Annotated in this window: 28 protein-coding genes and 1 tRNA gene; 18 read left to right on the top strand and 11 right to left on the bottom strand. The window is 35.1% G+C overall.

Translation table 11 applies throughout. The features are described from left to right. Positions 1 to 203: 203 nt before the first annotated feature. From trpS to RR45_RS09100, 3 genes are read left to right on the top strand one after another with little or no spacing between them, the layout of a single operon-like run. Positions 204 to 1,226, top strand: coding sequence for a tryptophan--tRNA ligase (trpS, locus tag RR45_RS09110; protein WP_031366845.1), 1,023 nt, complete (start codon positions 204 to 206; stop codon positions 1,224 to 1,226). Then, positions 1,226 to 1,864 (top strand): HD domain-containing protein, encoded by a 639-nt coding sequence (locus RR45_RS09105; RefSeq protein WP_031366844.1) that lies wholly within the window; start codon positions 1,226 to 1,228, stop codon positions 1,862 to 1,864. Before trpS ends, RR45_RS09105 begins: the two co-directional genes overlap by 1 nt. Beyond that, positions 1,848 to 2,696 carry a glycerophosphodiester phosphodiesterase gene (locus RR45_RS09100; protein ID WP_084463496.1) on the top strand — a complete coding sequence of 283 codons (849 nt, stop codon included), beginning with the start codon at positions 1,848 to 1,850 and terminating at the stop codon, positions 2,694 to 2,696. The genes RR45_RS09105 and RR45_RS09100 overlap by 17 nt, the downstream gene beginning before the upstream one ends. 25 nt (positions 2,697 to 2,721) lie before the next feature. On the opposite strand, the gene recO is transcribed toward RR45_RS09100, so the two are convergent. The 6 genes from recO to RR45_RS09070 form a co-directional block, all read right to left on the bottom strand. Continuing rightward, positions 2,722 to 3,477, bottom strand: coding sequence for a DNA repair protein RecO (gene recO / locus RR45_RS09095; protein ID WP_031366842.1), 756 nt, complete (start codon positions 3,475 to 3,477; stop codon positions 2,722 to 2,724). Between the two features lie 149 nt (positions 3,478 to 3,626). After that, on the bottom strand, positions 3,627 to 4,802 hold the full coding sequence (locus RR45_RS09090; protein WP_031366841.1) for a pyridoxal phosphate-dependent aminotransferase: 1,176 nt from the start codon (positions 4,800 to 4,802) through the stop codon (positions 3,627 to 3,629). Between the two features lie 169 nt (positions 4,803 to 4,971). Further along, the gene (locus tag RR45_RS09085) at positions 4,972 to 5,682 is read right to left on the bottom strand and encodes a hypothetical protein (protein WP_031366840.1); all 711 of its coding nucleotides are present in this window, start codon (positions 5,680 to 5,682) and stop codon (positions 4,972 to 4,974) included. Next, on the bottom strand, positions 5,675 to 6,502 hold the full coding sequence (locus RR45_RS09080) for an ABC transporter ATP-binding protein (RefSeq protein WP_031366839.1): 828 nt from the start codon (positions 6,500 to 6,502) through the stop codon (positions 5,675 to 5,677). Before RR45_RS09080 ends, RR45_RS09085 begins: the two co-directional genes overlap by 8 nt. Before the next feature lie 630 nt (positions 6,503 to 7,132). Then, positions 7,133 to 8,008 (bottom strand): helix-turn-helix domain-containing protein, encoded by an 876-nt coding sequence (locus tag RR45_RS09075; RefSeq protein ID WP_031366838.1) that lies wholly within the window; start codon positions 8,006 to 8,008, stop codon positions 7,133 to 7,135. A 589-nt stretch (positions 8,009 to 8,597) separates the two neighbouring features. Further along, positions 8,598 to 8,969, bottom strand: coding sequence for a carboxymuconolactone decarboxylase family protein (locus RR45_RS09070; protein ID WP_031366837.1), 372 nt, complete (start codon positions 8,967 to 8,969; stop codon positions 8,598 to 8,600). Between the two features lie 94 nt (positions 8,970 to 9,063). Between RR45_RS09070 and RR45_RS09065 the strand changes: the two genes are divergently transcribed. After that, the gene (locus RR45_RS09065) at positions 9,064 to 9,447 is read left to right on the top strand and encodes a MerR family transcriptional regulator (protein WP_031366836.1); all 384 of its coding nucleotides are present in this window, start codon (positions 9,064 to 9,066) and stop codon (positions 9,445 to 9,447) included. A 75-nt stretch (positions 9,448 to 9,522) separates the two neighbouring features. On the opposite strand, the gene RR45_RS09060 is transcribed toward RR45_RS09065, so the two are convergent. The 5 genes from RR45_RS09060 to RR45_RS09040 all read right to left on the bottom strand — a co-directional run bounded on the left by RR45_RS09060 (position 9,523) and on the right by RR45_RS09040 (position 13,677). Continuing rightward, positions 9,523 to 9,595: transfer RNA gene (locus RR45_RS09060), tRNA-Lys, on the bottom strand. A gap of 434 nt (positions 9,596 to 10,029) precedes the next feature. After that, positions 10,030 to 11,214 carry a tyrosine-type recombinase/integrase gene (locus RR45_RS09055; RefSeq protein ID WP_031366835.1) on the bottom strand — a complete coding sequence of 395 codons (1,185 nt, stop codon included), beginning with the start codon at positions 11,212 to 11,214 and terminating at the stop codon, positions 10,030 to 10,032. Between the two features lie 325 nt (positions 11,215 to 11,539). Continuing rightward, a complete protein-coding gene (locus RR45_RS09050) occupies positions 11,540 to 12,541 on the bottom strand; it encodes a virulence RhuM family protein (RefSeq protein ID WP_031366834.1) in 1,002 nt (333 codons plus the stop codon). A 182-nt stretch (positions 12,542 to 12,723) separates the two neighbouring features. After that, positions 12,724 to 13,278, bottom strand: a complete 555-nt coding sequence (locus RR45_RS09045; RefSeq protein ID WP_031366833.1) for a hypothetical protein — start codon at positions 13,276 to 13,278, stop codon at positions 12,724 to 12,726. 9 nt (positions 13,279 to 13,287) lie between these two features. Continuing rightward, positions 13,288 to 13,677, bottom strand: coding sequence for a helix-turn-helix domain-containing protein (locus RR45_RS09040; RefSeq protein WP_031366832.1), 390 nt, complete (start codon positions 13,675 to 13,677; stop codon positions 13,288 to 13,290). A gap of 249 nt (positions 13,678 to 13,926) precedes the next feature. Here RR45_RS09040 and RR45_RS09035 point away from each other — a divergent pair, with 249 nt between their 5' ends. The 14 genes from RR45_RS09035 (at position 13,927) to RR45_RS08975 (ending at position 23,144) form a co-directional block, all read left to right on the top strand. Then, entirely contained in the window at positions 13,927 to 14,124 is a 198-nt protein-coding gene (locus tag RR45_RS09035; RefSeq protein WP_031366831.1) for a helix-turn-helix domain-containing protein, read from the top strand. A gap of 3 nt (positions 14,125 to 14,127) precedes the next feature. Then, the gene (locus tag RR45_RS09030; protein ID WP_031366830.1) at positions 14,128 to 14,400 is read left to right on the top strand and encodes a hypothetical protein; all 273 of its coding nucleotides are present in this window, start codon (positions 14,128 to 14,130) and stop codon (positions 14,398 to 14,400) included. Between the two features lie 79 nt (positions 14,401 to 14,479). After that, positions 14,480 to 14,650: a hypothetical protein gene (locus RR45_RS11280; protein WP_167362606.1), complete on the top strand. Its 171-nt coding sequence runs from the start codon at positions 14,480 to 14,482 to the stop codon at positions 14,648 to 14,650. Next, on the top strand, positions 14,647 to 14,901 hold the full coding sequence (locus tag RR45_RS09025; protein WP_031366829.1) for a hypothetical protein: 255 nt from the start codon (positions 14,647 to 14,649) through the stop codon (positions 14,899 to 14,901). Before RR45_RS11280 ends, RR45_RS09025 begins: the two co-directional genes overlap by 4 nt. Next, on the top strand, positions 14,898 to 15,272 hold the full coding sequence (locus tag RR45_RS09020) for a helix-turn-helix domain-containing protein (protein ID WP_031366828.1): 375 nt from the start codon (positions 14,898 to 14,900) through the stop codon (positions 15,270 to 15,272). Before RR45_RS09025 ends, RR45_RS09020 begins: the two co-directional genes overlap by 4 nt. A 153-nt stretch (positions 15,273 to 15,425) precedes the next feature. After that, a complete protein-coding gene (locus RR45_RS09015) occupies positions 15,426 to 15,713 on the top strand; it encodes a hypothetical protein (RefSeq protein ID WP_031366827.1) in 288 nt (95 codons plus the stop codon). An 11-nt stretch (positions 15,714 to 15,724) separates the two neighbouring features. Then, entirely contained in the window at positions 15,725 to 16,144 is a 420-nt protein-coding gene (locus tag RR45_RS09010) for a hypothetical protein (protein ID WP_031366826.1), read from the top strand. A gap of 61 nt (positions 16,145 to 16,205) precedes the next feature. Continuing rightward, complete coding sequence (locus RR45_RS09005; protein ID WP_031366825.1) at positions 16,206 to 16,535, top strand: hypothetical protein; 330 nt, start codon at positions 16,206 to 16,208, stop codon at positions 16,533 to 16,535. 4 nt (positions 16,536 to 16,539) lie between these two features. After that, a complete protein-coding gene (locus RR45_RS09000) occupies positions 16,540 to 17,358 on the top strand; it encodes a bifunctional DNA primase/polymerase (RefSeq protein ID WP_031366824.1) in 819 nt (272 codons plus the stop codon). 10 nt (positions 17,359 to 17,368) lie between these two features. After that, the gene (locus RR45_RS08995; protein ID WP_031366823.1) at positions 17,369 to 19,003 is read left to right on the top strand and encodes a DNA primase family protein; all 1,635 of its coding nucleotides are present in this window, start codon (positions 17,369 to 17,371) and stop codon (positions 19,001 to 19,003) included. A 430-nt stretch (positions 19,004 to 19,433) separates the two neighbouring features. Then, positions 19,434 to 19,928 (top strand): hypothetical protein, encoded by a 495-nt coding sequence (locus RR45_RS08990; RefSeq protein WP_072353660.1) that lies wholly within the window; start codon positions 19,434 to 19,436, stop codon positions 19,926 to 19,928. Positions 19,929 to 20,419: 491 nt separating this feature from the next. Continuing rightward, on the top strand, positions 20,420 to 20,731 hold the full coding sequence (locus RR45_RS08985; protein WP_031366821.1) for a hypothetical protein: 312 nt from the start codon (positions 20,420 to 20,422) through the stop codon (positions 20,729 to 20,731). A 266-nt stretch (positions 20,732 to 20,997) separates the two neighbouring features. Beyond that, on the top strand, positions 20,998 to 22,410 hold the full coding sequence (locus RR45_RS08980) for an AAA family ATPase (RefSeq protein ID WP_031366820.1): 1,413 nt from the start codon (positions 20,998 to 21,000) through the stop codon (positions 22,408 to 22,410). Then, positions 22,410 to 23,144 carry a hypothetical protein gene (locus RR45_RS08975; RefSeq protein WP_031366819.1) on the top strand — a complete coding sequence of 245 codons (735 nt, stop codon included), beginning with the start codon at positions 22,410 to 22,412 and terminating at the stop codon, positions 23,142 to 23,144. The genes RR45_RS08980 and RR45_RS08975 overlap by 1 nt, the downstream gene beginning before the upstream one ends. Positions 23,145 to 23,178 lie beyond the last annotated feature (34 nt).

The raw sequence follows: 23,178 nt of genomic DNA, 5'->3' as shown, positions 1-23,178 counted from the left end.
TAAACATCACGGCCGTGCTCGATACCGCACAATCCCTTGTTTGAGGGAGCTAAGAGATGGAAATTTTTTTCCATAATTTAAGGTGGCACCGCGTGTTAACGTCCTTGACAAATGATTTTGTCGAGGATTTTTTTGTTTATCAGATTTTCATCTCTTCAACTATATGGTAATCGATTACGAACCTACAAGGAGAATTTATTTATATGAAACCTATTATCTTAACCGGAGATCGTCCAACAGGAAAACTTCACATCGGCCACTACGTTGGCTCATTAAAAAATCGCGTACTCTTGCAAAACGAAGACAAGTACCAACTCTTTGTCTTTCTAGCTGACCAACAAGCTCTGACTGACCATGCCAAAGAACCTGAAAAAATCATTCAGTCTGTAGGTGAAGTCGCGCTTGATTACCTAGCTGTTGGCCTTGATCCAGCGCAGTCAACAATTTTCATTCAGTCACAAATTCCTGAGCTCGCCGAGCTGTCAATGTACTTCATGAACCTCGTGTCATTAGCGCGTCTCGAACGCAACCCGACCGTTAAAACAGAGATCGCCCAAAAAGGATTTGGCGAGTCTATCCCAGCTGGCTTCCTCGTTTATCCCGTTTCTCAAGCAGCGGATATCACAGCTTTTAAAGCCAACCTCGTCCCTGTTGGAAATGACCAAAAACCAATGATCGAGCAAACACGCGAGATTGTCCGTAGCTTTAATCACGCCTACCAAACAGATGTCCTTGTTGAACCAGAAGGCCTCTACCCTGAAAATGAAAGCGCTGGTCGCTTACCAGGTCTTGATGGCAATGCCAAGATGTCTAAATCCCTCAACAACGGTATTTTCATTTCTGACGATGCCGATACTGTCCAGAAAAAAGTCATGAGTATGTATACTGATCCTGACCACGTCCGCGTCGAAGATCCAGGTAAAATCGAAGGGAATATGGTCTTCCACTATCTCGATGTTTTTGGCACACCCGAAGATGCAGCAACCATTGCTGAGATGAAAGCGCAGTATCAAGCCGGCGGGCTCGGTGATGTGAAAACCAAACGCTACCTACTCGAAGTCTTAGACCGTGAATTTGCACCGATTCGCGCCCGTCGCTTAGAATACGCCCAAGACATGGGGCAAGTCTATGAGATGCTCAAAAAAGGCTCTGAGAAAGCACAGGCTGTCGCAGTTCAGACTTTGGATGAAGTCAAATCCGCTATGGGGATTAATTATTTCAAATAATGGAAAAAATCATGGCATTTGCCAAAAATAGACACGCGCACTTGACAGATGGTCACGATTTCGATCACATCTTTCGTGTCTATAAATTGGCTGAACACATTTTAGCTGACTATCCGCAAGCTAATCGTGACTTAGTTTTAACGGCTGCCCTTCTCCATGATACCTATGATGACAAATTATTTGAGGATGTTATCGTAGCCAAGCAAGAGGTCGTTGATTTTCTCACAACGCTTGACTTACCTTACATTGACCAAGTGTTTGAGATTATAGATAATCTTTCCTTCTCATCTAATCTTGATGGTAGTGCGCAAGCACTTGACATCAATGGTCAAATCGTCCAAGATGCCGATCGCTTAGATGCCATTGGTGCTTTCGGGATTGTCCGAACCTTGCAATATGGCTTTGATCGCAAGCGTGAGCTTTACAATCCTGATAAGTTACCACAGACTTTTACCACTAAAGCAGCCTATCATGCCGCTGAAGGCACAACAATCAATCATTTTTATGAAAAACTCTTCCAGATTTCTGAAAGCCTGTATACTGAAAAAGCTAAGCAACTCGCAAGGGCGCGTGATCACATCATGCGAGAATTTGTCACCGCAATTGAAAAGGAGTGGGCAGATGTTTACGGGAATTAAAAAATGCTTTCACAGAAACCGTGATTACTTTAAGTCACGACGGGCTAGATTTCAAGCCAGCGTCTATCATCTGCGCCATCAGGATCCTGTCGAAACGCAGATTTTTGCCCACCGTGGCAGCAAGTCCAATCGACCTGAAAATACCCTAGCAGCTTTTGCTGAAGCCATCAGGGTAGGCGCTGATGGTATTGAGCTTGATGTCCATTTAACCAAGGATGATCAACTCGTTGTCATTCATGATGAATCCATTGACCGTACCACAAATGGTACTGGACTCGTTCGTAACCTAACATTTTCAGAAATCCGCAACTATTCTGCGGGGGCTTGGTTTGATAAAGACTATGTAACTGAAAAAATTCCTTTATTATCTGAAGTACTAGACTTACTGATTCAGATGCAGTTCACAGGCGTGCTTAATGTCGAAATCAAGACGGATAAATTTCAGTATATCGGCATTGAAAAAATGACCAGTGACTTACTCACCTCACGTCACTATCCTTTTTCTCATATCTACTGCTCCTTTAACCTCGAATCGCTCCAACATCTGTCTGAGCTTGAGCCAGGTGTAGATTTATGCCTCCTCATGTCAACCTTAGAACAGAAAATTAAGCTAGGTTTGCAGACGGATTATATCACCCACCTACACCCTCGGTTGGATTGGCTACAAAAAAATTCAAATCACTTAAAACAACTCACCAAACCCTTGCGACCTTGGACCTTAAATAATGATGTTGACATGTACTTTGCCTTTAATCATCATTTAGCAGGCTTTATGACTGACTATCCAGCCCTCGCAGTTGAGATCAAAAAACGCTATAATACAAAAAAATAAGCTATGATAAGCTTATTTTTTATTGTTATTTCATAATATCAGCCCAGCCATCCAAACCATCAATAAATTTCTTAGCCTTAATCTGGACACCAATATAATGGTCATAAAGTGCATCAATAAAGACTCGAATTTTCTTTTTCATGTCATCAGACAGATTAATACTCGGTAGCTTGTCTAAGTCCATTGCCATAAAAGAATGACACAAAAAAATCACATTAGGGTCCAAATGTGAACGCCTCATATCCGCATCAAAATGATTTCGACAGAGACAACCATTAAATTTATAAGAAAAATCCATTGGCAAGTCCTTACGATGACAAAAAACACACTGCCCAAAATCTAACTGCGCACCAAAACGCGACATAACCTGCAACTCAAAAATATAAGTCACCACCAGCATATCAATCTTTTCTTCAATCAAATCAAGCGACTTCATCAAAAAACCATAAAGCGGCGCATCATAATGATTATCCGGAAGAGCGACATCCGCCAAACCAACCAGATAACTCGCATAAGCCTGAGCAAAAATATCTGCATTGATAAACTGATAAGGCCTAGCCTCGCTAATATCAGAAATAAAACTCAAACCATCATCATTAATCGTCCCCAGCAACTCAAGTTGCGTAAAATTCTGAAGACTACTCGCAAACCTCGACTTCCCAGCATTTTTCACAAAAAACATCCGCTTGCCAAAACGCTCCGTAAAAATCTTAACTAATTTATCTTGCTCACGGTAATGCCGACTAAACAGCACTAAACCGCGCGTTTCAACGTTTTTCATATCCCTTAGAACCTCTCCACCTCATTATAACAAAAAATTGGGCATCTCTAAAAACTCAGACCCAATAAAAAAATTCCCCAAAATTGGGGAATTTCAATGTTTGCTGGAAATTAAGCAAGCACAGGTTCATTTGATAAAAGATGAGTAGATTATAACTCACGCTTTTCAGTCACGTATGCCGTCAAGCGTGCCATGGCTTCTGTAATCACCGTCATACTCGCTGCATAACTCAAACGAATGTAGCCTTCACCATATTTGCCAAAAGCTGACCCGGGAATAAAAGCCACTTGCTTTTCATTAGCAAAATCAATCAAGAAATCAAAAGAATTTTGTTCTAAATCTGCAGGAATTTTAGCAAAAATATAAAATGCCCCATCTGGTTTCGCAATCTCAAAGCCAAGCGGTGTCATCTGTGAGATGATATAATCTCGCCTAACCACATACTCTTTTTTCATCGCTGCTGCATCATCTTTACCATTGGTCAAAGCCTCAATCGCCGCAAACTGTGAAACCGTCGTTGCTGCCGTCACAAAATACTGATGCGTTTTAATGATCTGGCTGGTCAAAATCGCATCCGCGAAAATGAAACCAATCCGATATCCCGTCATGGCATGAGATTTAGACAGACCATTTAGCACAATCGTCTGCTCACGTGCAAATTCAGCAATTGACACGTGTTTTTCATCCGTATAATTCAACTCAGAATAGATTTCGTCCGAAATGACAAAAACAGGATACCTCTTAATCACCTCAGCTAAAGCCTTAATTTCCGAACGATTATAAGTCACACCCGTTGGATTTGACGGGTAGTTCAAAATCACAGCCTTCGTTTCAGGATTAGCGATTAGAGCTGCCTCTAGCATCTCTGGTGTCAAGACAAAGCCATTAGTCGTCGTATCAATCTCAACCATCTCCGCACCCGCAAGCTGAATCAAAGGCTCATAACCAGGATACAAAGGCGCAGGCGTCAACACCTTATCACCTGCTACTAAGATAGACATGAGACTAGCAGAAATCGCCTCCGTCGCACCAACCGTCACCAAAATTTCTGATTCTGGATCGAACTGTAAATCATATTTTTCAGCAACAAACTGACTCGCCGCCTCACGTAAAGCAAGCAAGCCTGACATCCCAGTATAATGACTCTCATGCGCGCGAACAGCAGCCACAGCTGCTGCTTCAACATGCTCAGGCGTATTAAAATCTGGTTCACCCAACGTTAATTTCAACATACCAGGAATCTTTGACACCTCCTGGTCAAAACGACGAATCGCCGAAATTTTGATTTTATCCAAATTCGAATTAAAAAGATTAGACACGTCCATTAACTTACCCCATTTTCATATGAAAAAAAGCACAACACTGCGACATGCCCTTCACATTTTTATTCAATTATACCCCTTTTTTATCATCTTCGCAATATTCTGTCAATAAAAACACGTGATGACTTTTTCAGACATGTCAGATTACCTCAACTTATTCAATGACTCTCAATCAAACATGCTCTTTTCTATTCCATGCAAAAGCAAACTTAGTTAAAATCAATAAACCCACAATCCATAACAACATAGCTAGTATACTATTATCTGTTATTCTGAATTGTTCTAATTTGATAAAATACTCTGTATTAGCACCAATAAACGACCAATCCACGATATATTTGACTAGTTTGGTATTTGAAAGATCTGCTAAAATAGGTAAAACATTCGCTACCATCACAGCGCCAAAACTAAATAAGGATGCGTGCATTTGGCTTTTAGCAAATAAACCAATAGATAAGTTGATGAGAATAAAAATGAGAGAGGTTGAAATGGCAATGATAAGATAAATTGGCCAACTTGGTATCGCTACACCAAAAAATGAGGGGAAATAAGCAAATGCCGAAACAGAAAATAAAAAAGGAAAAATGACGATAGATAAGATATATTCATACATTTTCACACCACTTAGTATCAATGTCCGTAAATTTTTCTTTTCCTTCTCTTCTCCTATCATCATTGAAACGAAAGCCCCCGCTGTCATACTATACACAAAGTTTAAAGCAGTGCTTAAAAAAAATATATTGCCATGAAATTTAGGGATAAGGGACAGGAGGGCAAAATCTCCAATAGGCGTCCCAACACACATATATAGTAAAGCATGATTACTCTTTAAGTATTGCCTCCTTAACCAAAATACACTTTTTAATCTGTTTGTTCTATTCATTTTTAAATTCCTTTCCTGTTAATTGTACAAAAATAGATTCTAAAGATGATTCCATGGTATGTATACTAACAACATATTGTCCGAGATAATTACCGACTTCCTCTTTAGAAACGGTTATTTCTTTACCATTTTGAAATCTAATCACAACTTTATTTTCGTCACTATATTTGTCAATGATAGATAGTGGCGCACCATATTCAATAATGTTGCCCTGATATAACAATGCAATATTATCACATAGTTTAGTTGCTTCATTCATATCGTGTGTTGTTAAAAATATCGTAACTCCCTTTTCTTTTAAGGCAAATAAAATATCATGAACTTTTTTTGATAACGTCGGGTCTAATCCAGAAGTCGGCTCATCTAAAAATAAAATTTTCGGCGTATGTAAAATGGCACGAATTAAGAATAATCTTTGTTTCATACCTGTTGATAAATTCTCAGCTTTCTTGTCTTTATCCTGGAATAAATCTAATGCTCTTAGCAAATCGTCAAGCATCTCAGTTGAAACATGATGAAATTTAGCAAAAAATTCTAGATTTTTATAGAGTGACATTTTTTCATAAAAGCCAACGGTATCACTCATGAACCCAATATTTAAAAGATCAGCAGCAGAAATATCCTTTGAATTTTTACCTAAAATAAAGGCCCGCCCACTATCCTGAACCAACTGCCCAGTTAAAATGTTAATGGTCGTTGTTTTTCCTGAACCTGACGGTCCAAGAAAACCAAATATTTCTCCCTCAGATACGGAAAAACTAATATCAGATAGCGCTTTTTTACCATTGAATGTTTTAGTTATGTGTTTCAATTCAATCATTTTACTAATTTTAAAACCTCGATTTTCTTTATAAAATTTTATCTATACATATTTCGTGAATGGGTATGCTGATTTGAAAATCATTTTTTAACGGAATTTCATTCTAATTCCCCTATCAGATGTATATTTTAACGTAAAAAAACAACCATTTAACAAAGTTGCATATATGCTTACTTATCCGCATATATGCAACTTTATTACAGTGTCTTTTTTCCATGATAAAATATATTCGTAAATTAGTTCGAACAATTTACAAGCTAATTACACAAGGAAAGGAGAAAGTATTATGCTTTTGGCTGGAGGAATTTTTGTTGGAAAACTCATTATCGCTGGTGTAATCTACTACGTTGGAACACGTTAATAAAAATAATGATTTCATATCACTACCCTAGAAAATAATGGGAGAGCATGACAAAAATTATGCTCTTTTTTACGTACTATAATAAATAGAAAGTGTACAACATATGAAAATATCATACACCTGCTTAACTAAAATTCAGTACGCAGATATACAACTTTTTTAAATTTGCACTTTTTAAAGATAAAATTAATCTATAAACTTACGGAGGTTTCACAATGAAAGTCAGAACATTCAACAAACTACTCAGAAATTTATTCGCATTCTGGATTTTACTTTCTCTCTAATGCAACTAAACGATTGCGGTAATAATCTGCCATATCTTTGGCACCAACCACCTCAGCAGCAGTCAAATATTCTTCTATCTTCTGATGATTTTTTGATGTCTTTTCGAGCAAATAATCGTGAAAATAAGTCACGATAGTAAAAATAATCAACATCGTTGGTTCTTTTTTTACAATGAATTTTTCAAGATCTTCCCTAAATAAAGCTGCATTCTCCATATTTTGACGATCTAAGACTGTTGTTTCATAACTATTTAGCAATGTTGCTAAGAATAATCTCTGATTATTTCCTTTGTTAAAATGATGCGCCCTATCAGTTATCATTTCCCAAAACCAACGAATATCTCCCTCGTCTAAAATCAAACAAGTGTAATATAGTAACTTCATCTCAAATTCCGACCAATAGTCAATTGCACTAAGATAGTCTCCCACTAACAGATATTCTTCTTCTGATACATACTTTTTACCTGTGATATCTTGCAAGACACTTTTTATCATAACATTTGATAAACGTTCAAATTTATCTTTGGGCTTTTTAATAATTAAAGTTTTCGATTTTTCAATCCCATCTTTTAATGAGAGTTGAATATTGTCTAGTGTGCGATAAAGCTCTTGCATCCTATCAAGTTTATAATCATTAAACGCATTGAAAAATTCATTTGGTGTCATAGATATTTGTGTAATGGCGTAATAAAGTTTTTCAACCGTCAAGATTGTCTCACCATTTTCAAATCGTGATAACTGAGATTTAGAAATATAATCACCACCAGCATCTTTTTGTGTGTAACCCCGAGTACGCCTTATCTCTTTAAAAAAAGCACCTACATCGAAGTTAATTTTTTCATCAATCAATTTTTTTATCACATACTACTCCTATCTATATGAAATGCAAAAAACATAACATTATCTCTTGTCATATTTGTTGACTTTATTATAACATTTTATTAAATTTTTTTAAATATATTTTTAATAAAAGTAAAAAAATAACCTCACAGTTATCTTAACTCATTCACTTACTAACAGAAGTAAAGACTATCGAAAACCTAATAAAATCGGATAAATAGCCTGTTTATTCGACGTATGGTCATCTCAACCACCATACCTATATTAGTGCTTTACTCACCCAAGATATAGACATTGAAGTTATTGTTAAACAAGTCGAACATAAAAACAGTACCCAAATCAAAGAGACTTACGGACACATTCTAAGATAGAAATCGAACGCTGGCAATGATGAAATCAAGAAAATTATGGGTAGTTTTGGCAAAAATTTGGCAAAAAAATAAAAAAAGGCTCTGTATCAGCGATACAAAGCCTTTTTGATTATGCCCCTGCATGAATAGTTATAGGTTTATATATCAGTATAAATGCTTTAAACCTGATTATAGCTAGGTTTAAATTTATAAGGACTGTTCGAATCCATGCTTATTTTTATGATATGGAACAGATAGATTCATACCATATTTTTGTTAAATACGTCTTTTGCCACAGAGATAGCATTTAACACTCTCGGAAAACCAACATATGGTAAGCAATGAATAAATGTTTCAACAATTTCATCTTGGCTAAGACCTACATTTAAAGCTCCCTGAATATGAATCCTAATCTGATTTAAGGTATCGCCTTGTGTTAATAAACTTGTAATCGTAATCATCTCTCTTTGTTGCATAGTCAATATTGGTCGTTCTTCTGCTTCATCAAAAGCTAATAAAGTCTTTTGATTTAAGATAGGTGCTATATCAGCTAGACTATCTGTTACCATTTGACTTGCCTCTTTACCAATTACTGCTTCACGAATTCTTAATCCATTCTCGTATTTATTCAAAATACTGCCTCCTTTTATATGATATAATCAGTATAAACTATCAAGTGTACTTGATATCAAGAGCTATTTATACTAAATTACGGAAAGTTCCCTTATCATGAAAACTTACAAAATATCAGAAATTTCTAAACTTACAGAACTGTCTATTCCAACTTTACGCTACTATGAAGAACTGGGGCTTTTAAAACCTAATAGAAATAGCACTAACTATCGAATTTTTACAGATGATGATTTACGTTGGATTGAGTTTATTAACCGAGCAAAAGCAACTGGTATGACTTTATCAAAAATTGTTGACTACTCTAGATTGAGAGAGAAAGGCGATAGCACTATCTTAGATAGAATAAATATTTTAGCAGAGCAAGAAACGACTTTACAGGTTGAATTAAAAAAAATACAGCAACATATTGATTTTTTACAAAATAAAAAACAATATTATACTAAATTGTTAGATAGTCCCAAAAAAACATCACTTTAAAACTGTTTATACATCACTAAATTAATTTAAACAAAAGAAAATCCCTATACCATACTGTATAAGGATTTTTTCCTATGCCCCCTGCAGGGCTTGAACCTGCGACCCATGGATTAAGAGTCCACTGCTCTACCAACTGAGCTAAGAAGGCAATCTTTAAGAGAAAAAGCATTTCTCACCAGTTCATTATACCCCAAATACACCTGAAAATGCAAGAATAAACTCATACAAGTCAAACACAGTTTTTCGAAGACTTTTTATCAAGAATTCATAGCATAAAAGACTTACAAACTCAAGGTTGTGAGCTGAAATCTAACAAAGACATCACACAAAATAATGGAAAAGTTTTTTGCGATTTTTTGGGCGTGAGGTCGAGGCAGCTAAAGCGAAGCAAAATTGAGGTTGTAAGTCGATAGCTAACGAAGACATCACACCCAAAAAACACAAAAAAAAAAACACTGATTGAATGCCGTATACGTAATACATAGAAACTCTGTGAGTGTTGGTATATCTATCTCTACAGGTTTTCTTTTTTTCGAAATCCTGAATTTATTACGAGATTTATTACGACTAGTATTTTTTTTGTTAGAAATTTGCGATTGATTCAAAGCGTTCTACTGCCCTTATTTGATTGTCAGTTTCAAGGTGGCTGTATATGTCCATAGTCATCTTTATACTAGCATGACCTAAACGTTCTTGTATCTCTTTATAGGGAACACCAGCATTAAGCAGTAGGCTAGCGTGTGAGTGCCTAAAGCCATGAAAGCCAACTTGTGGTAAGTTACAGGCTTTAAACCATTTTAATAAGACTGGCCGTATGATTTGGTAATCGAGTACTTTACCAGTTATACCAGGAAATACTAAATCATGCTTACCTTTACCTATGCTAAGGAAGTGTCTAGCTTGAAATATCCTCCAGTGTTTTAAAACTGCTATTGCTTTGCTATCGATCAACACTACTCTATTACTCTTATTAGTCTTAGGTGTTGACTGTATGATGGCCCTATGTGTTGTCTTGCTAACAGAAACAGCACCAGTTTCCAAGTCTATATCAGACCAAGACAAGGACACTGCTTCTCCAATACGTAAACCTGAAGCGACAAGTAATCTACAGAGGGCCAACATCAATTCAGTTGTATATCTTTCTTTTGGTAATGATTCAGCATAGACAAAGAATACTCTTAGTTGGTCCACAGTGAGGTGCTTTATCTTCTTCTCAGTGCTTTCAAGCCGTACTTTTGGTACAATTACATTAAGACAAGGATTGTCCTTTACCAGCCCAAGAGATAGCGCATGCTTGAATATACGTTCAACGATATTAAAGTATATTTTAAAGTCTTTCCCTTTTCCTCTTGGTCTATGATATGCACCATTTAGAGGTTGACTAGCGTTTAAAGCCCACTGATTAACTATTTGCTGAAGTAAAATAGAGTTGACTTTATCAATTCTATAAGCCCCTAAAGCTGGTAACACATAATTATTTAGCCTTGTTTGCATAATTTGCACTGTTCTAGGTTTTACACTTAGCTTATAATTTTCAAACCACATCATAGCCATATCCTCAAAGTTATCTATGCTAACCTTTCTAACGGTATTACCCTGTTTTTCAAACTCATTGATAGCTTGGTTAGCTTTTATATTGCACATCTTTTCAGATTTAGCAGTGACAACTTTTCTAGCTTGCTTACCCGTTAAACTATCAATACCAAGATATATATTAGTACGGTACACAATAGTGCCGTCTTTTTTTATGACTTTCTTTATATTCATGTTCTCTCCAGTTCTATTGCCAGGCAAGGTAATTGAGGTATGAGAAATGAATATGCGAACAGAAGTTAATCAGTCTATCTGTTAGAAGTATAGGTAAAATTATATCTAACTTAGTATTATTTAAGGTAACAAGGTAACAAAGTATTATAAAGCTATATATATCAATGGTCTAGCGTGTTACCGTTCTAAAAAAGTAGAGTAACGCAAGGGTAACATGGTAACAGTATATCCAACCCTCCTTTTTCTTCTTGGGCTAATTGATAGCGATCACTTAAAAAGTGGTACAAACGATAACAAAGCTGGTAAGTTCTGACTTAAAAATAAACTATTTTTTGCGACTTTCTTTTTTAGCTTGTTTTTCAAGTCTATTGATAAGTTCTAAATAATCTTCCTCTACAGGGTCTAGTGTTTTGGCTTTATATCTTTTCAATTCTAGTTTAGCTTTTTCTTGAGCTGATTTTGTAGTAACTTTACCAGCTCCCTCAAGAACGTTACGACCGGTTGACTTTAAGATATTGTCGAGTTCAGTCAAATAATCAGTCATTCGCATTTCTTTTTCTTCGATAGCATTCAACTCAGCCAAATCAAAATAAGCAGAAACCAAATTATTCAATACCCTAAGTTCCTGTTCTGTTAAATAATTCTTAGCAATCATTGCTTCAGCTTGAGTAGGTTGTTTACCTTTAAAACTTGTTAGACCAGCAAATGGTTTGTCACTGTCTACCCGATAATAGATAACTTCTGAAGCTGTATGACCATGAGCCCCAAAATGTAGTTTATTTTGAACAATTTTAAAGAATAAAACACTAGCATCAGCTTTGGAATCATAGTCAATAGCAGTAGCATACAAGTCTAACACTTGTCTATACATCACTTTTTCGCTTGACCTAATATCACGTATCCTTGTAAGGAGCTCTTTCCAGTAGTTACCGCCACCTAAATTTTTAAGTCTGTCATCATTCATGACAAACCCTTTTTTTAAGTATTCTTTGATAAGCTCAGTAGCCCAAATACGAAATTGAGTAGCTGTTTTTGATTTTACACGATACCCAACTGATAAAATGAGATCAAGATTGTATGACGTAATTTCTCGTTTAACTGCACGGTTACCCTCTTCTCGAACTGTCAAGTATTTCTTTACAGTTGAATTTTCTTCTAACTCATCCTCCTCAAAAATATTTTTTATGTGTAAACTGATATTCTGTTTGGTAGTTTGGTAAAGCTCAGCTATTTGTGCTTGAGTTAACCAAATATTTTCATCTTCAAATATGGCTTCAATGTGGATATTTTCAGAATCATTATTATAGAATATTAAATCACTTTCCATGTTATTTTCCTTTCACGCGCCTATGCGCTTTTTTATTTTCTTAATTAAACCCACGCAGTACACAAAGGCTTGTTTTTATTGGCCTTTTTTATTTTCCTGATTAAACTTATATAACCCGACATGTTCATACTTTTAACATGGTAATGCTTAGAAATGCTGATATTAAAACCTATATAGAGAATTTAAACAGCCAACTCAAACCCACATACTTGGTTAAGAGTGTCACGCGCTTTTTGATAATCTGTATATGGCAGACCGTAACAGTCTAAGAAGTTATAAACGTTTATGGTATTAGGCACAATAACATCAAAATAGGTTACATAATCACGCGCACAGTCTACTAAACTATCAAAGTTATCACAATGATTTGTCTTTTTCAAAACGCTAAACGTATCATTATATGGACAGCCTGTTAAGTCACAGAATAAAGTCACATCATTATCATTGCCACCGCTTGCAGTGAATAAATCCCACAATAGGATAATGCTTTCCTTATTTGCCCTCTTTTCCATAGGACTATGCTTGTCATACTCGCACATTCTTGTATCGTCATTATAATAAGCATGGATGTACTCGTGCGCGTGATTGAATGGTGTAGCAGTATCTGGATTGTATCCACCTATTTTTAAAAAGCAGTCTACCCATGCGATTTGATTATCGTAATTATAAGGGCGGTAATCGATACCGAGCTTATCAATCTTCTGGATAATAAAATCGGTTAAGTCGTCAATATCCATGTATAGCCCTCATGCTTTGCCTTTCTTGTTATCCTTAGCCTTTTCTATTAACTCATCCCATCGGTCAGCAAAAACTAACTTAATCATAGCCTTATCTTTATCAGTAAGAGGACGACCACCAGCACTCAGTACACTATCAAAAATATAATCATCATCAGCATTTGCAATTTCCGCCAAATCAACAGGTTCGGTAACGGGTTTAACATCTTCCCGACCAAGCAAGTAGTCAACTGATACATGGAAATAGTCAGCAATTAGTGCGAGTTTGTCAGCGTTTGAAGTTTTTGCGTTTCTCATATTATATACATAATTTTGACTTAACCCCAAGTCCTCCGAAACTTTTTGAAGCGACTTACCTTGTCTATCAGCTAGAAATTTTATGCGTTCAAATGTTGTCATATTAAGCCTTTCAAAGCATGACTAAAAAATATTTATATTTTATAGTGAAAATAGTTGACATTATACACTTTAAAATATAAAATAGTTTTTAGTTAAGAGTTATTTATTTAAAACGACCGACAAGATATTAAAAGCTCCCCAGAGTGTTTATATAATTTGTTTGTTGTCGTTTTAACTATGCTTACATTTTACATTATATAGTGAAAATAGTCAACTATTAACAACAAAAAAAGTAAAAGGAGAACAAAAATGCCACTACTAACCCCAGAAATGAAGAAAGCTTTGCGAAGATTGCAAGCTGACGAACTCATGACAAAAAAAGACCTTGCTAAGTATTTAGGTGTGAGCGAAAGCACAGCCAAGACACTAACCAAGGATAAAGAGCCATTGAACGTTAAGAACAAAGTTTACAATGCGGTTGTCTCGGCTATTGCTGAAAGCTATTAGGTTATGAAACGCTTAGACAGGGCAATATCAAGCAGTAAACAGTTTAAACCTTACTATTACAAAATCATTCTTGATTTATTGGTACAACTCACAACAGAGGGCGCTTATAAGAGTTTAAAGAGCTTTAAGAATGAGCGCGTGATTTTAACGGCAGAACAAAAAGAAATATTAAAAACCTATACCGACAGCGTAATTTTACTGTTAGATATAGGCATAGCATTTCATGAGATTAAGCAATTTTTAACAACAAAAAAAGCCGACCAGTTCCCCAACTAACGACTTTTAAACTAGGTAAACAGAGCCTTTCAGGGCTTTGCTTTACTCTTATTCTATCAGAAATAGGAGCATTACACAAATGAACAATACAATTGATGTGCATTACCCAACACACGGTGTACAAGCTGGCGCACAGGTACAATTCAACCCAGCTACTCATATCTGGATGGTGTGGGATAAATACGATATTTTGCACCGCTTTGTAGATATTAAAGAGTACGCAAAGTTTATGAGCGGAGGTGTGGCATGAGTAAGAAGATTACAGATATAGAGCTTGAACTATCAAAAATAGATAGAAAAAATATCATTATAAAAAAATTATCAATGATAATCTATGAAATGGTTACAGAGTTAGAGGATAGCCAAGAGCTAGTGGCTTATTCGGGAAACTTTGACGACATGCAGACCTTACTTGATTGCATTTTAGATGAAAGTACGACGAATGAATGCAGTTTATCAAGTATTTTGAAACACCTTAAAAAAAGCGAGGTAGGCAAATGAATTCAAGATATACACTTAAAGACTTACGTAAAAATAGCGGTCTAACCATAGAGCGATTGTCAGAACAAACTAAAATAAGTGTTGACACATTGATTTTAATAGAGAGCGACAGCGGACAAGCTGAATGGTGTGATATTGCCACGCTTTCAAAATTGTATAGAATAAGCCCCGATTATATTTATATCGGCAAGCAGTCAGAATTTAATGATAAGTGTATTTCTGAATTATTGGATAGTGATTTATTTAATGCTATGCCCTTGTCAAAGCGTATTAACGTAGCCGAGCTTTTAGAAATTGAAAATCGTTTAAATTTGCCTAATTTAGCTTTATATAACACTATCTTTCAACTAGAGAGCGAGGTAAGTGCATGACAACAAAATATAAATTTAAACGCATTAAAAAAGTTTGTATAGTTAACGTTCTGTCATTAGAACCAATAGCAATATTTCACAAAGTGGATAGAATAGCGTTCATCAATCGTCACAAAAAAATATCCAAATATAAGATTAGTAGAGGAGGGCAAAATGATAGATCAATTTGACCCATTAACCACGCTTACTAGTCGTTTACTTGCTGAGAATATTATCAGGCGCGTGAATGAATACGAAGCCACACAAGATAAGTTAAAGGCTAGCACGCGCGTGCTACCTTACATATCTAAACAGCAGGTAATGGACGAGTTGGATATATCAGATAGTACTCTATTTAACTTTGAAAAACATGGTCTAAAGAGATATAAGCCTAGGTATAAGACATCATTAATCTATTACTTGATTGATGATATATGCCAATTTGTTGTACTGGATAACTAGATAGGAGCTAAATGGATAAATATAGAAAAGCTAAGATAGACCAAAAAGTAGAGAAAGAACGAGCTGAGGCATTTGCTGACGTTATGGATATGATAGCTAGAGAACGATCTGTAAAGCATTGTATGGGTAACGAAAAGTTAATATATACTAAGAGCTTGTGGCATGCTCAGAAAATGGTTGAAACACAACTTGACCAAGAATATAGTGATTTAATGACAAATACACCTATCGAGGAAATCACTATATTTAGAAATGGTGCGATTATCCTTTACGCCTACTGGGGGAATGCTAAGAAATTAGATCCAAAAATAAGCAAATTACTATCATATCCAGAAAGATATGAAACGTTCAATGATTACATAAAAGAGTTGGTTTGTTTAGCAGAACTTGAGCTAGTTATTAAGATACTTGGGAAACATGAGTATCAATGAGTAAAAACAATTAAAATTTATAAATAAAAATTTACCAGGCAAGGTAATTGAGGTATGAGAAATGAAACTTAAAAATTTACAGATATTAGATCAGAATATTGTAAAGGCCCTCTCTAATCATAGAGGGATAGATAGAGCAGTACATGGTAAAGTGTTGGCCAAGTCTCTTAATATTGACTTACGGACCTTACAAAGTAGGATAGAATATCTACAAAAGAAACGGTGTGCCATTGGTTCAGTAGATAATCTAGGCTATTTTATCCCTTTAAACGAGGAGGAGCGCAGAGCAGGTATAATCAAAAAGCAACGATCAGGTATTACAATTAATAATGCTGTCAATGGGTATACCTTAGCTGAACTTGACTGGATAGACCAGCTAATTAAGGAGTAAGTCGATGACACCAAAAGAACAAGCTTTATTTTGTATTGATCGTAATATCCATGTTGTAGCAGGTTACCCTCCTGGTAAAAGCGAGCGAGCTATTATTAAAGGAACAGCGAGCGGAACACTTGATCGTGGGTTAATAGAACAGTGGTTTAACTCAATACCCAATCGTAATATTATGATTAACCTTAAAAATAGTGGGCTAATTTGTATCGACCTGGACCAACACCAAAGCGGACAGAATGGTGTCAAAGCTTTTGACAAGATATGGAGCGATCATGCACAAGGCGAAGCATTAAACACCTATGTTGAAAAAACACCAACAGGCGCAGGCGTTCATATCTTTTTTAAAATCCCTATAGAAACCTTTGATAAACCAATTGTAAATGAGCTGGTAGATGGTGTAGAGATTAAAACACACTTTGTTCCTATATATCCAAGCAGTCGAACTGACGGCGATTACATGCCTTTCACTGATAAAATTAGCAATCAAATATTAACACTTGATGATGTTCGAGATTGTCCAGAGTGGTTGCTTAACCTGTTACATCAGGCACCGACATCACGCGCGTCTTATTCGTCATCTTTTTCAAGATCTGGCGGAATTAGTCGCACTTACGGTGCAGAGATATGGGAGCTATTCAATAGTGGTGCAACGGAGGGTAACCGAAACAATGACACTAATAAAGTATTACATTATTGGCGCAAGATTGGTATAGAACCAAATACATGTATGGACTTATTGCAACTATTCAATAATCGAACAAGTCCACCACTAGATGATAGTGAGCTCTCTACAATATGGAAAAGCGTATTTAAGATGAACTAGAAAGGACAACATGACATCAGAAGATTTAAGAGAATTGGTTTCACAAACACCACAAGAGCCAATTAGGGGCAAGAAACCCAAGCTAGATGATTTTACCGATTACTTGGAAGATGGGGCAAAGACTGTTCATACAGACGAATTTAAACAAGCTCTAGCAGATTGGGCTGACCAAGAAAGGGAATTAATAACAGATCCCGATTATATAAAAGAGCAGACGCAGACTTTAAAAGGTGTACGTGCTTTATTTGGGGAGTATCGAGAAGTTTATATGAGTGGGGCAAGGGAGGACGGTTCAAAACCTAAGAATTTACCACCACTTGAAACGGCTAAGATCATCTATAGTGTGCTAAAAGTAATCAAACTGGACAATCAAAACGGCCTACTTGGTATATATAACCCTGAGCTAGGTATATATGAAACAAATGAACCCTTTTTTCACCGTCTAATCTATTGGCTAGAGCCTACTTATAATTTAGCCAGGTCAAAAGAAGTCTTATTTAAGCTAGAGACCTTATCTAGTATTAAGCAACAGACAACTGAGCCACACTTAATACCAGTTAAAAACGGTATCTTTAACAAGAAAACTCAGAAATTAGAGCCATTTAACCCTAAATATATTTTTACATCAACTATTGCAACTAAATACAATGCACAGGCTAAGGTACCTAATATTAAGGGGTGGCATGTTGATGATTGGCTACTTGATTTAATGAGTGGAGATAAAGAACTGGTACAATTACTATGGCAAATTATATCAGCAAGTACCAATGGTAATTACTCATATCGTAAAGGCGCGTGGTTAGTTGGTAAAGGTAATGACGGTAAAGGAACATTTCAAAGCCTGATCATGAACTTAATCGGTCGTGAGAACGTGGCTAGTGTCAAAGTAGAACAATTCTCAGAAAGGTTTGCGCTATCTCAAGTAGTGGGTAAAACTTGTATTATTGGAGATGATAGCCAAGTAAGCTACCTAGATAACGCTGGTAATTACTTTAGTGTTGTGACAGGCGATCCAGTACCAGTTGAAGCTAAAGGGAAACAGCCAACACTAGCAGTGTTTAATAAGATGGTCATACAGTCTACCAACTTCTTACCTAAGTTTAGGAACAAGTCAAACGGTACTTATAGACGTATGCTTATAGTACCATTTAACAAGTCTTATACAACCGAGACAGATAACTGGAAAATCAAGGACGATTATATCAAGCGTCCCGAGGTATTGGAGTACGTCCTAAAAAAAGCCTTGTCATTAAACTTTGAGCGCTTTACAGAACCAAAAGCCACCCAAGAGCTGTTAGAAGAGTTCAAAATAACGAATGATACAGTTTTATCGTTCGTTTCTACCGACTTTCAAGAATTTGTCAGTGACTTTCTACCCACTACCTTTATAACAGCATACTATCAAGCATGGTGTGAAGTTGAGGGAGTAAAGCCGTTTAGTAAGCGTGAGTTTGAGTTAAAACTGCCCGACCATATCAAAGAGGAGTGGGAAAAGACTCGACAGAGGTCAAATAATGCAGGTTTTAACAGGGCTATAGATTTACACCGTGCCGAGGAAATGCCTAAGTTTAGAGCCTTGTTTTATTGGGATGACGAAAAACATAAACAACCAGTTAAAGGCTACAAAAGGAAAAGAAAAAAATAATTCTGTTCCCGTAATCGTGTTTTGTTCCCTTTGCGTTCCCGTAAAAAAGAGAACTGGAACACCCTCAATCCCTTGTTATAAAAGAGTTCTAGCGTTTTTGTTCCTTTGTTCCTGAAAAAACCGCCCAACTCTCTGAGAAATTCTACAGCACACAGAAATTAGTAATATTTAGATATATAGGTAAAATTATTTCAGTATATAAAAAAGAAAGGGAACAAGGGAACAGAATAGCTATAAAACTATATATACCAATAAACAAATTTGTTCCCGTACTCAAAAATTAAGGGAACATTAAGGGAACAAGGGAACAAAATTCAATACAATAAGGAGTTAGAAAACGAGTGATAACGCGTGTTATCAGACTTTATAAGCATTTAACTTATATGGCATAGCAAAACTTAGCATAAAAAAGAAAAATGGAGATTTAAAAATGACTAACACAAAAAAAGAAACAATGAACGTAGAAACTGAAACACATTTAAAACTGGCTGGTGCTTTGAATGTTATCGCAAAATTATTCAGTAATCTATATCCGCATTTGACAGCGGAAGAACGTTATGAATATTTTAATAAGTCGCTTGGCGAACTATGCGATAGTTTAGGTGTTGACCTTGATATGTTTGAACATTATCAACAGGGCGACATCACACTTGAAAATTATGAAGATTTGCGAAAGCTTGACGAGGAAGAAAGCAGTCGCTTTATTTCTGATGAAGTTGAACAAGACGAACCCAACAGCGTTGTGACAGTGGCTGACGAACTAGAAGAACTATACGCACTCAATGACAGCATGTTTACTAGCGACCCTAACCATGTACCAACATACACAGACGGTACAGTCATTAGACAGCAAGACTTAGCAGACATGAACATGAACGGCTTGCAACGTATCGCTGAGATGATTGGTATTGAGTTAGGTGAATAGTAAAAAAGGCTTAGTCTTTAATGACTAGGCTTTCACTCTTTTGCTTTTATAGGGGTACGAAAGGTTACATAAGTGACACCCTAAAAAGGGTGCGATAATACTATCTCTACCGTCCCTAAAAAGGGGTACGAAAACCTGACAAAACTTAACTTAATTCTCCCTATAGAAAAGGACCATAGGTGCACTAAAATTACAAAACAAAACATAATTTGCACCTTAAAATTTGGACGAAAACCTGAATTTATTTTAAGTATAGTAAGGTGCGTAGGTACGATAACATTTACAAAACAAACACAGATTGTGAGGTGGTGAGATGATTTGGCAAGGAAAAGACTAACAGAGATTAAGATTGATTGTATTGACCCGTTTATTTACTAGGTATTTAGCCCTTATGATTGATTAGAATGCTATATCTTTGAACGTGGATTTTATATTATTTAGTGGGTGCACCCACAACAGAAAAGGTGCACCTTAAAAAAAGTAGGTGCATTATGAGTAAAACAAAAATAACAGATAAAGAGTATAGGCGGTTTGAGGAGATATTTTATAGAGTGTGGCATTATCACACGTTCGGCCATAATAAGCACGTTAAGATAACGAGTAAAGACTTAGAGCGCGTGACTAATACGTTGCAAGAACTCAAACAGACACGACAGCGTGAGTGTAACATTATTGTCCGTCACTATATCCACCATGTCTATTACACAACGATAGCGAGAGAACAAGGCGTATCAGAGGGCTATATCAGGAAGTTGGCCAAAAATGGCGCTTATTATTTCTTACAGATATATGATGAGCAGTAGGGGCATAACAACCTATATATGCTATTTAATGGCATTCAGCTGATTTCTCATGGGATAATTTTTGGGGAGACGTACGGTTACATAATTTATATTTTGAACTATTTGTAATAATCAAAATTTATAAATATTAAATCTAATTAATTCAAAGATATTTTGAAATTTACAATGGATATTGGTATTTTTTACGAATAATATCTTTATATATTGAAGAATACCTTAAAAAATTGTATAATACGAATAGTTGCATATTACAATTAGGAGAAAATATGGAATTAAAAGAATTAAAAATAAACTCAATAAGTATAGCAAACTTCAAAAATGTAAAAAAAGGTGACGTAAACTTTGAATGCAAAGAAATCCCTTTAAACATTATAGGTATCTACGGACAAAATGGTTCTGGTAAAACAACAATTATTGAAGTAATAGATATTATATCAAAGTTTATTAACTCTGATAGTCTTGACGATAATTTATTTGATATGCTTGAGAAGGATAATATTGCCGAGGCAAAAATTATCTTTACTATAAATAGAGAATTTGTCATTACATATACAGTTAAATTAGTTAAAAAAATAGAATTAATAAAGGGAGATTTGGGTATGCAATCTTCAAAAACCTTTATAGAAATTTTATCTGAAAGCCTCGAAACTAAAAATACTAAAAAAAATATTCAATCTAAAAAAGTGACTATAATATCTTACGAGAAGGAAACAGAACTTTTCTTCCCTAGGTATCGTTTTCCAAATACTAAAATTAATAAAAATAAATTTAAAACGGCCATTGATAATAGTAAAGAACAAAGCAAGTCAATCATTTTTAGTAACCAAATAGCAGAATTCATAAATGAAAGTAATAATATGGATGAAGGTTTGAAAGCTATTTATAATTTAATTAACGATCGTTTTAAAGATAATATTTTTGTATATTCGAATCGTATAAGCGGTTTAATAAATACAAACATGAATATACCAATACCTCTATTCTTCTACTATAAATCATCTGATAATAGTGAATCCTTTGGAGTTTTTCCGTTGCCAACAGCAAGTTCGGCAAAACTATCTTCACAAGAATTGAATGTTGCGAAACATGTATTAGAACAAATAAATGTTGTAATTCCTAAGATTATCCCTAATTTAAATATCAAAATAGAAGAACTCTCAAAACAATTAAATGATAAAGGAGAAGAATTACATATAGTAGAGGTTGTTTCTGAGAGAGAAGGTAGAGTCATACCCTTTAGAAGTGAATCTGATGGTATAAAGAAAATAATCTCTATTCTAAGCGCGTTAATTAATGCATACAGTTCGCCTAAAGCAATAATAGTAGTAGATGAACTTGATAGCGGAATTTATGAATTTTTATTAGGTGAGCTATTAGAAGTATTTTCTAGAGGGGCTAAAGGACAAATTATTTTTACTTCTCATAATTTAAGACCATTGGAGATTTTAAATAAGGAAAATATTATTTTTACCACAGTTAATTCTAAAAATAGATATATTAAGAAAACTGATATAAAGCCTTCAAATAATTTGAGAGATGTTTATTTAAGAAATATCCAAGTCTTTGAAGGGGATGATTCTCTATATAGACCTACAAATAGTTTTGAAATAAAAAAAGCTTTTAGAGAAGCGAAAAGGGTCGGTTCTAACGATATCTCTCAGTTTAAAGGGGGGGAATAATGACTGAAAAGAAATATATACTTTTTATTGTGGAAGGAGACTCAGACTATATGTTTTATGGTGAGTATTTTAATGATTTAGTATCAGAAAATAATTTTAACTTAGATATTAAAGTTACTGATGGAGACATCCTCACTAAAAAAGTAGATGATCCGATACAGTTGGTAAAGAACTCCTTTAATTATGCACTCCAGAAATCTAAGCTAAAGAAAACTGACTTTGTGCAAATTTTTCAAATATGTGATATTGATGGAAGTTATTTTTCTGAAGAACAATTTATAATTAGTTCTCAAAAAGAATACTATGATAAATCATATCAATACTCTCCTTACGGATCACCAAATATAAATGTACCTGATCAAAAAAGTAAGGAATCTATCATAGCGACTTGGAGCACAAAGAAACATAATCAAGATATATTATCTACTACAGAATCAATAGATATGGGTAATGAAGTCATAATACCTTATAAATTGTTTTATGTATCCTTATTTTTAGAACATTTATTAAAGAATGATCCATTAATTGATCCCTGCGACAAAAGAGATTGTATTGACGATTACATAGACTATCATAAATTAGAGAATTTTATTGATTTACTAGATTCAAAAAAAAATAGTGATGAATTTGATGAGTCATGGGAAATATTAAAAACAAATGGTGGAATTTATAATCCGTCTTCAAATTTAAATATATTAGTAAATATTTTAAAAAATAATCTATTATCAAATTAATATTACGCGAATTGTAAAATTAAGTTAGAAAAAT

It is taken from the genome of Pseudolactococcus chungangensis CAU 28 = DSM 22330 (assembly GCF_002441885.1).
GTDB classification, from domain to species: Bacteria; Bacillota; Bacilli; order Lactobacillales; family Streptococcaceae; genus Pseudolactococcus; species Pseudolactococcus chungangensis.
This window is presented reverse-complemented; position numbering and strand designations above follow the sequence as displayed.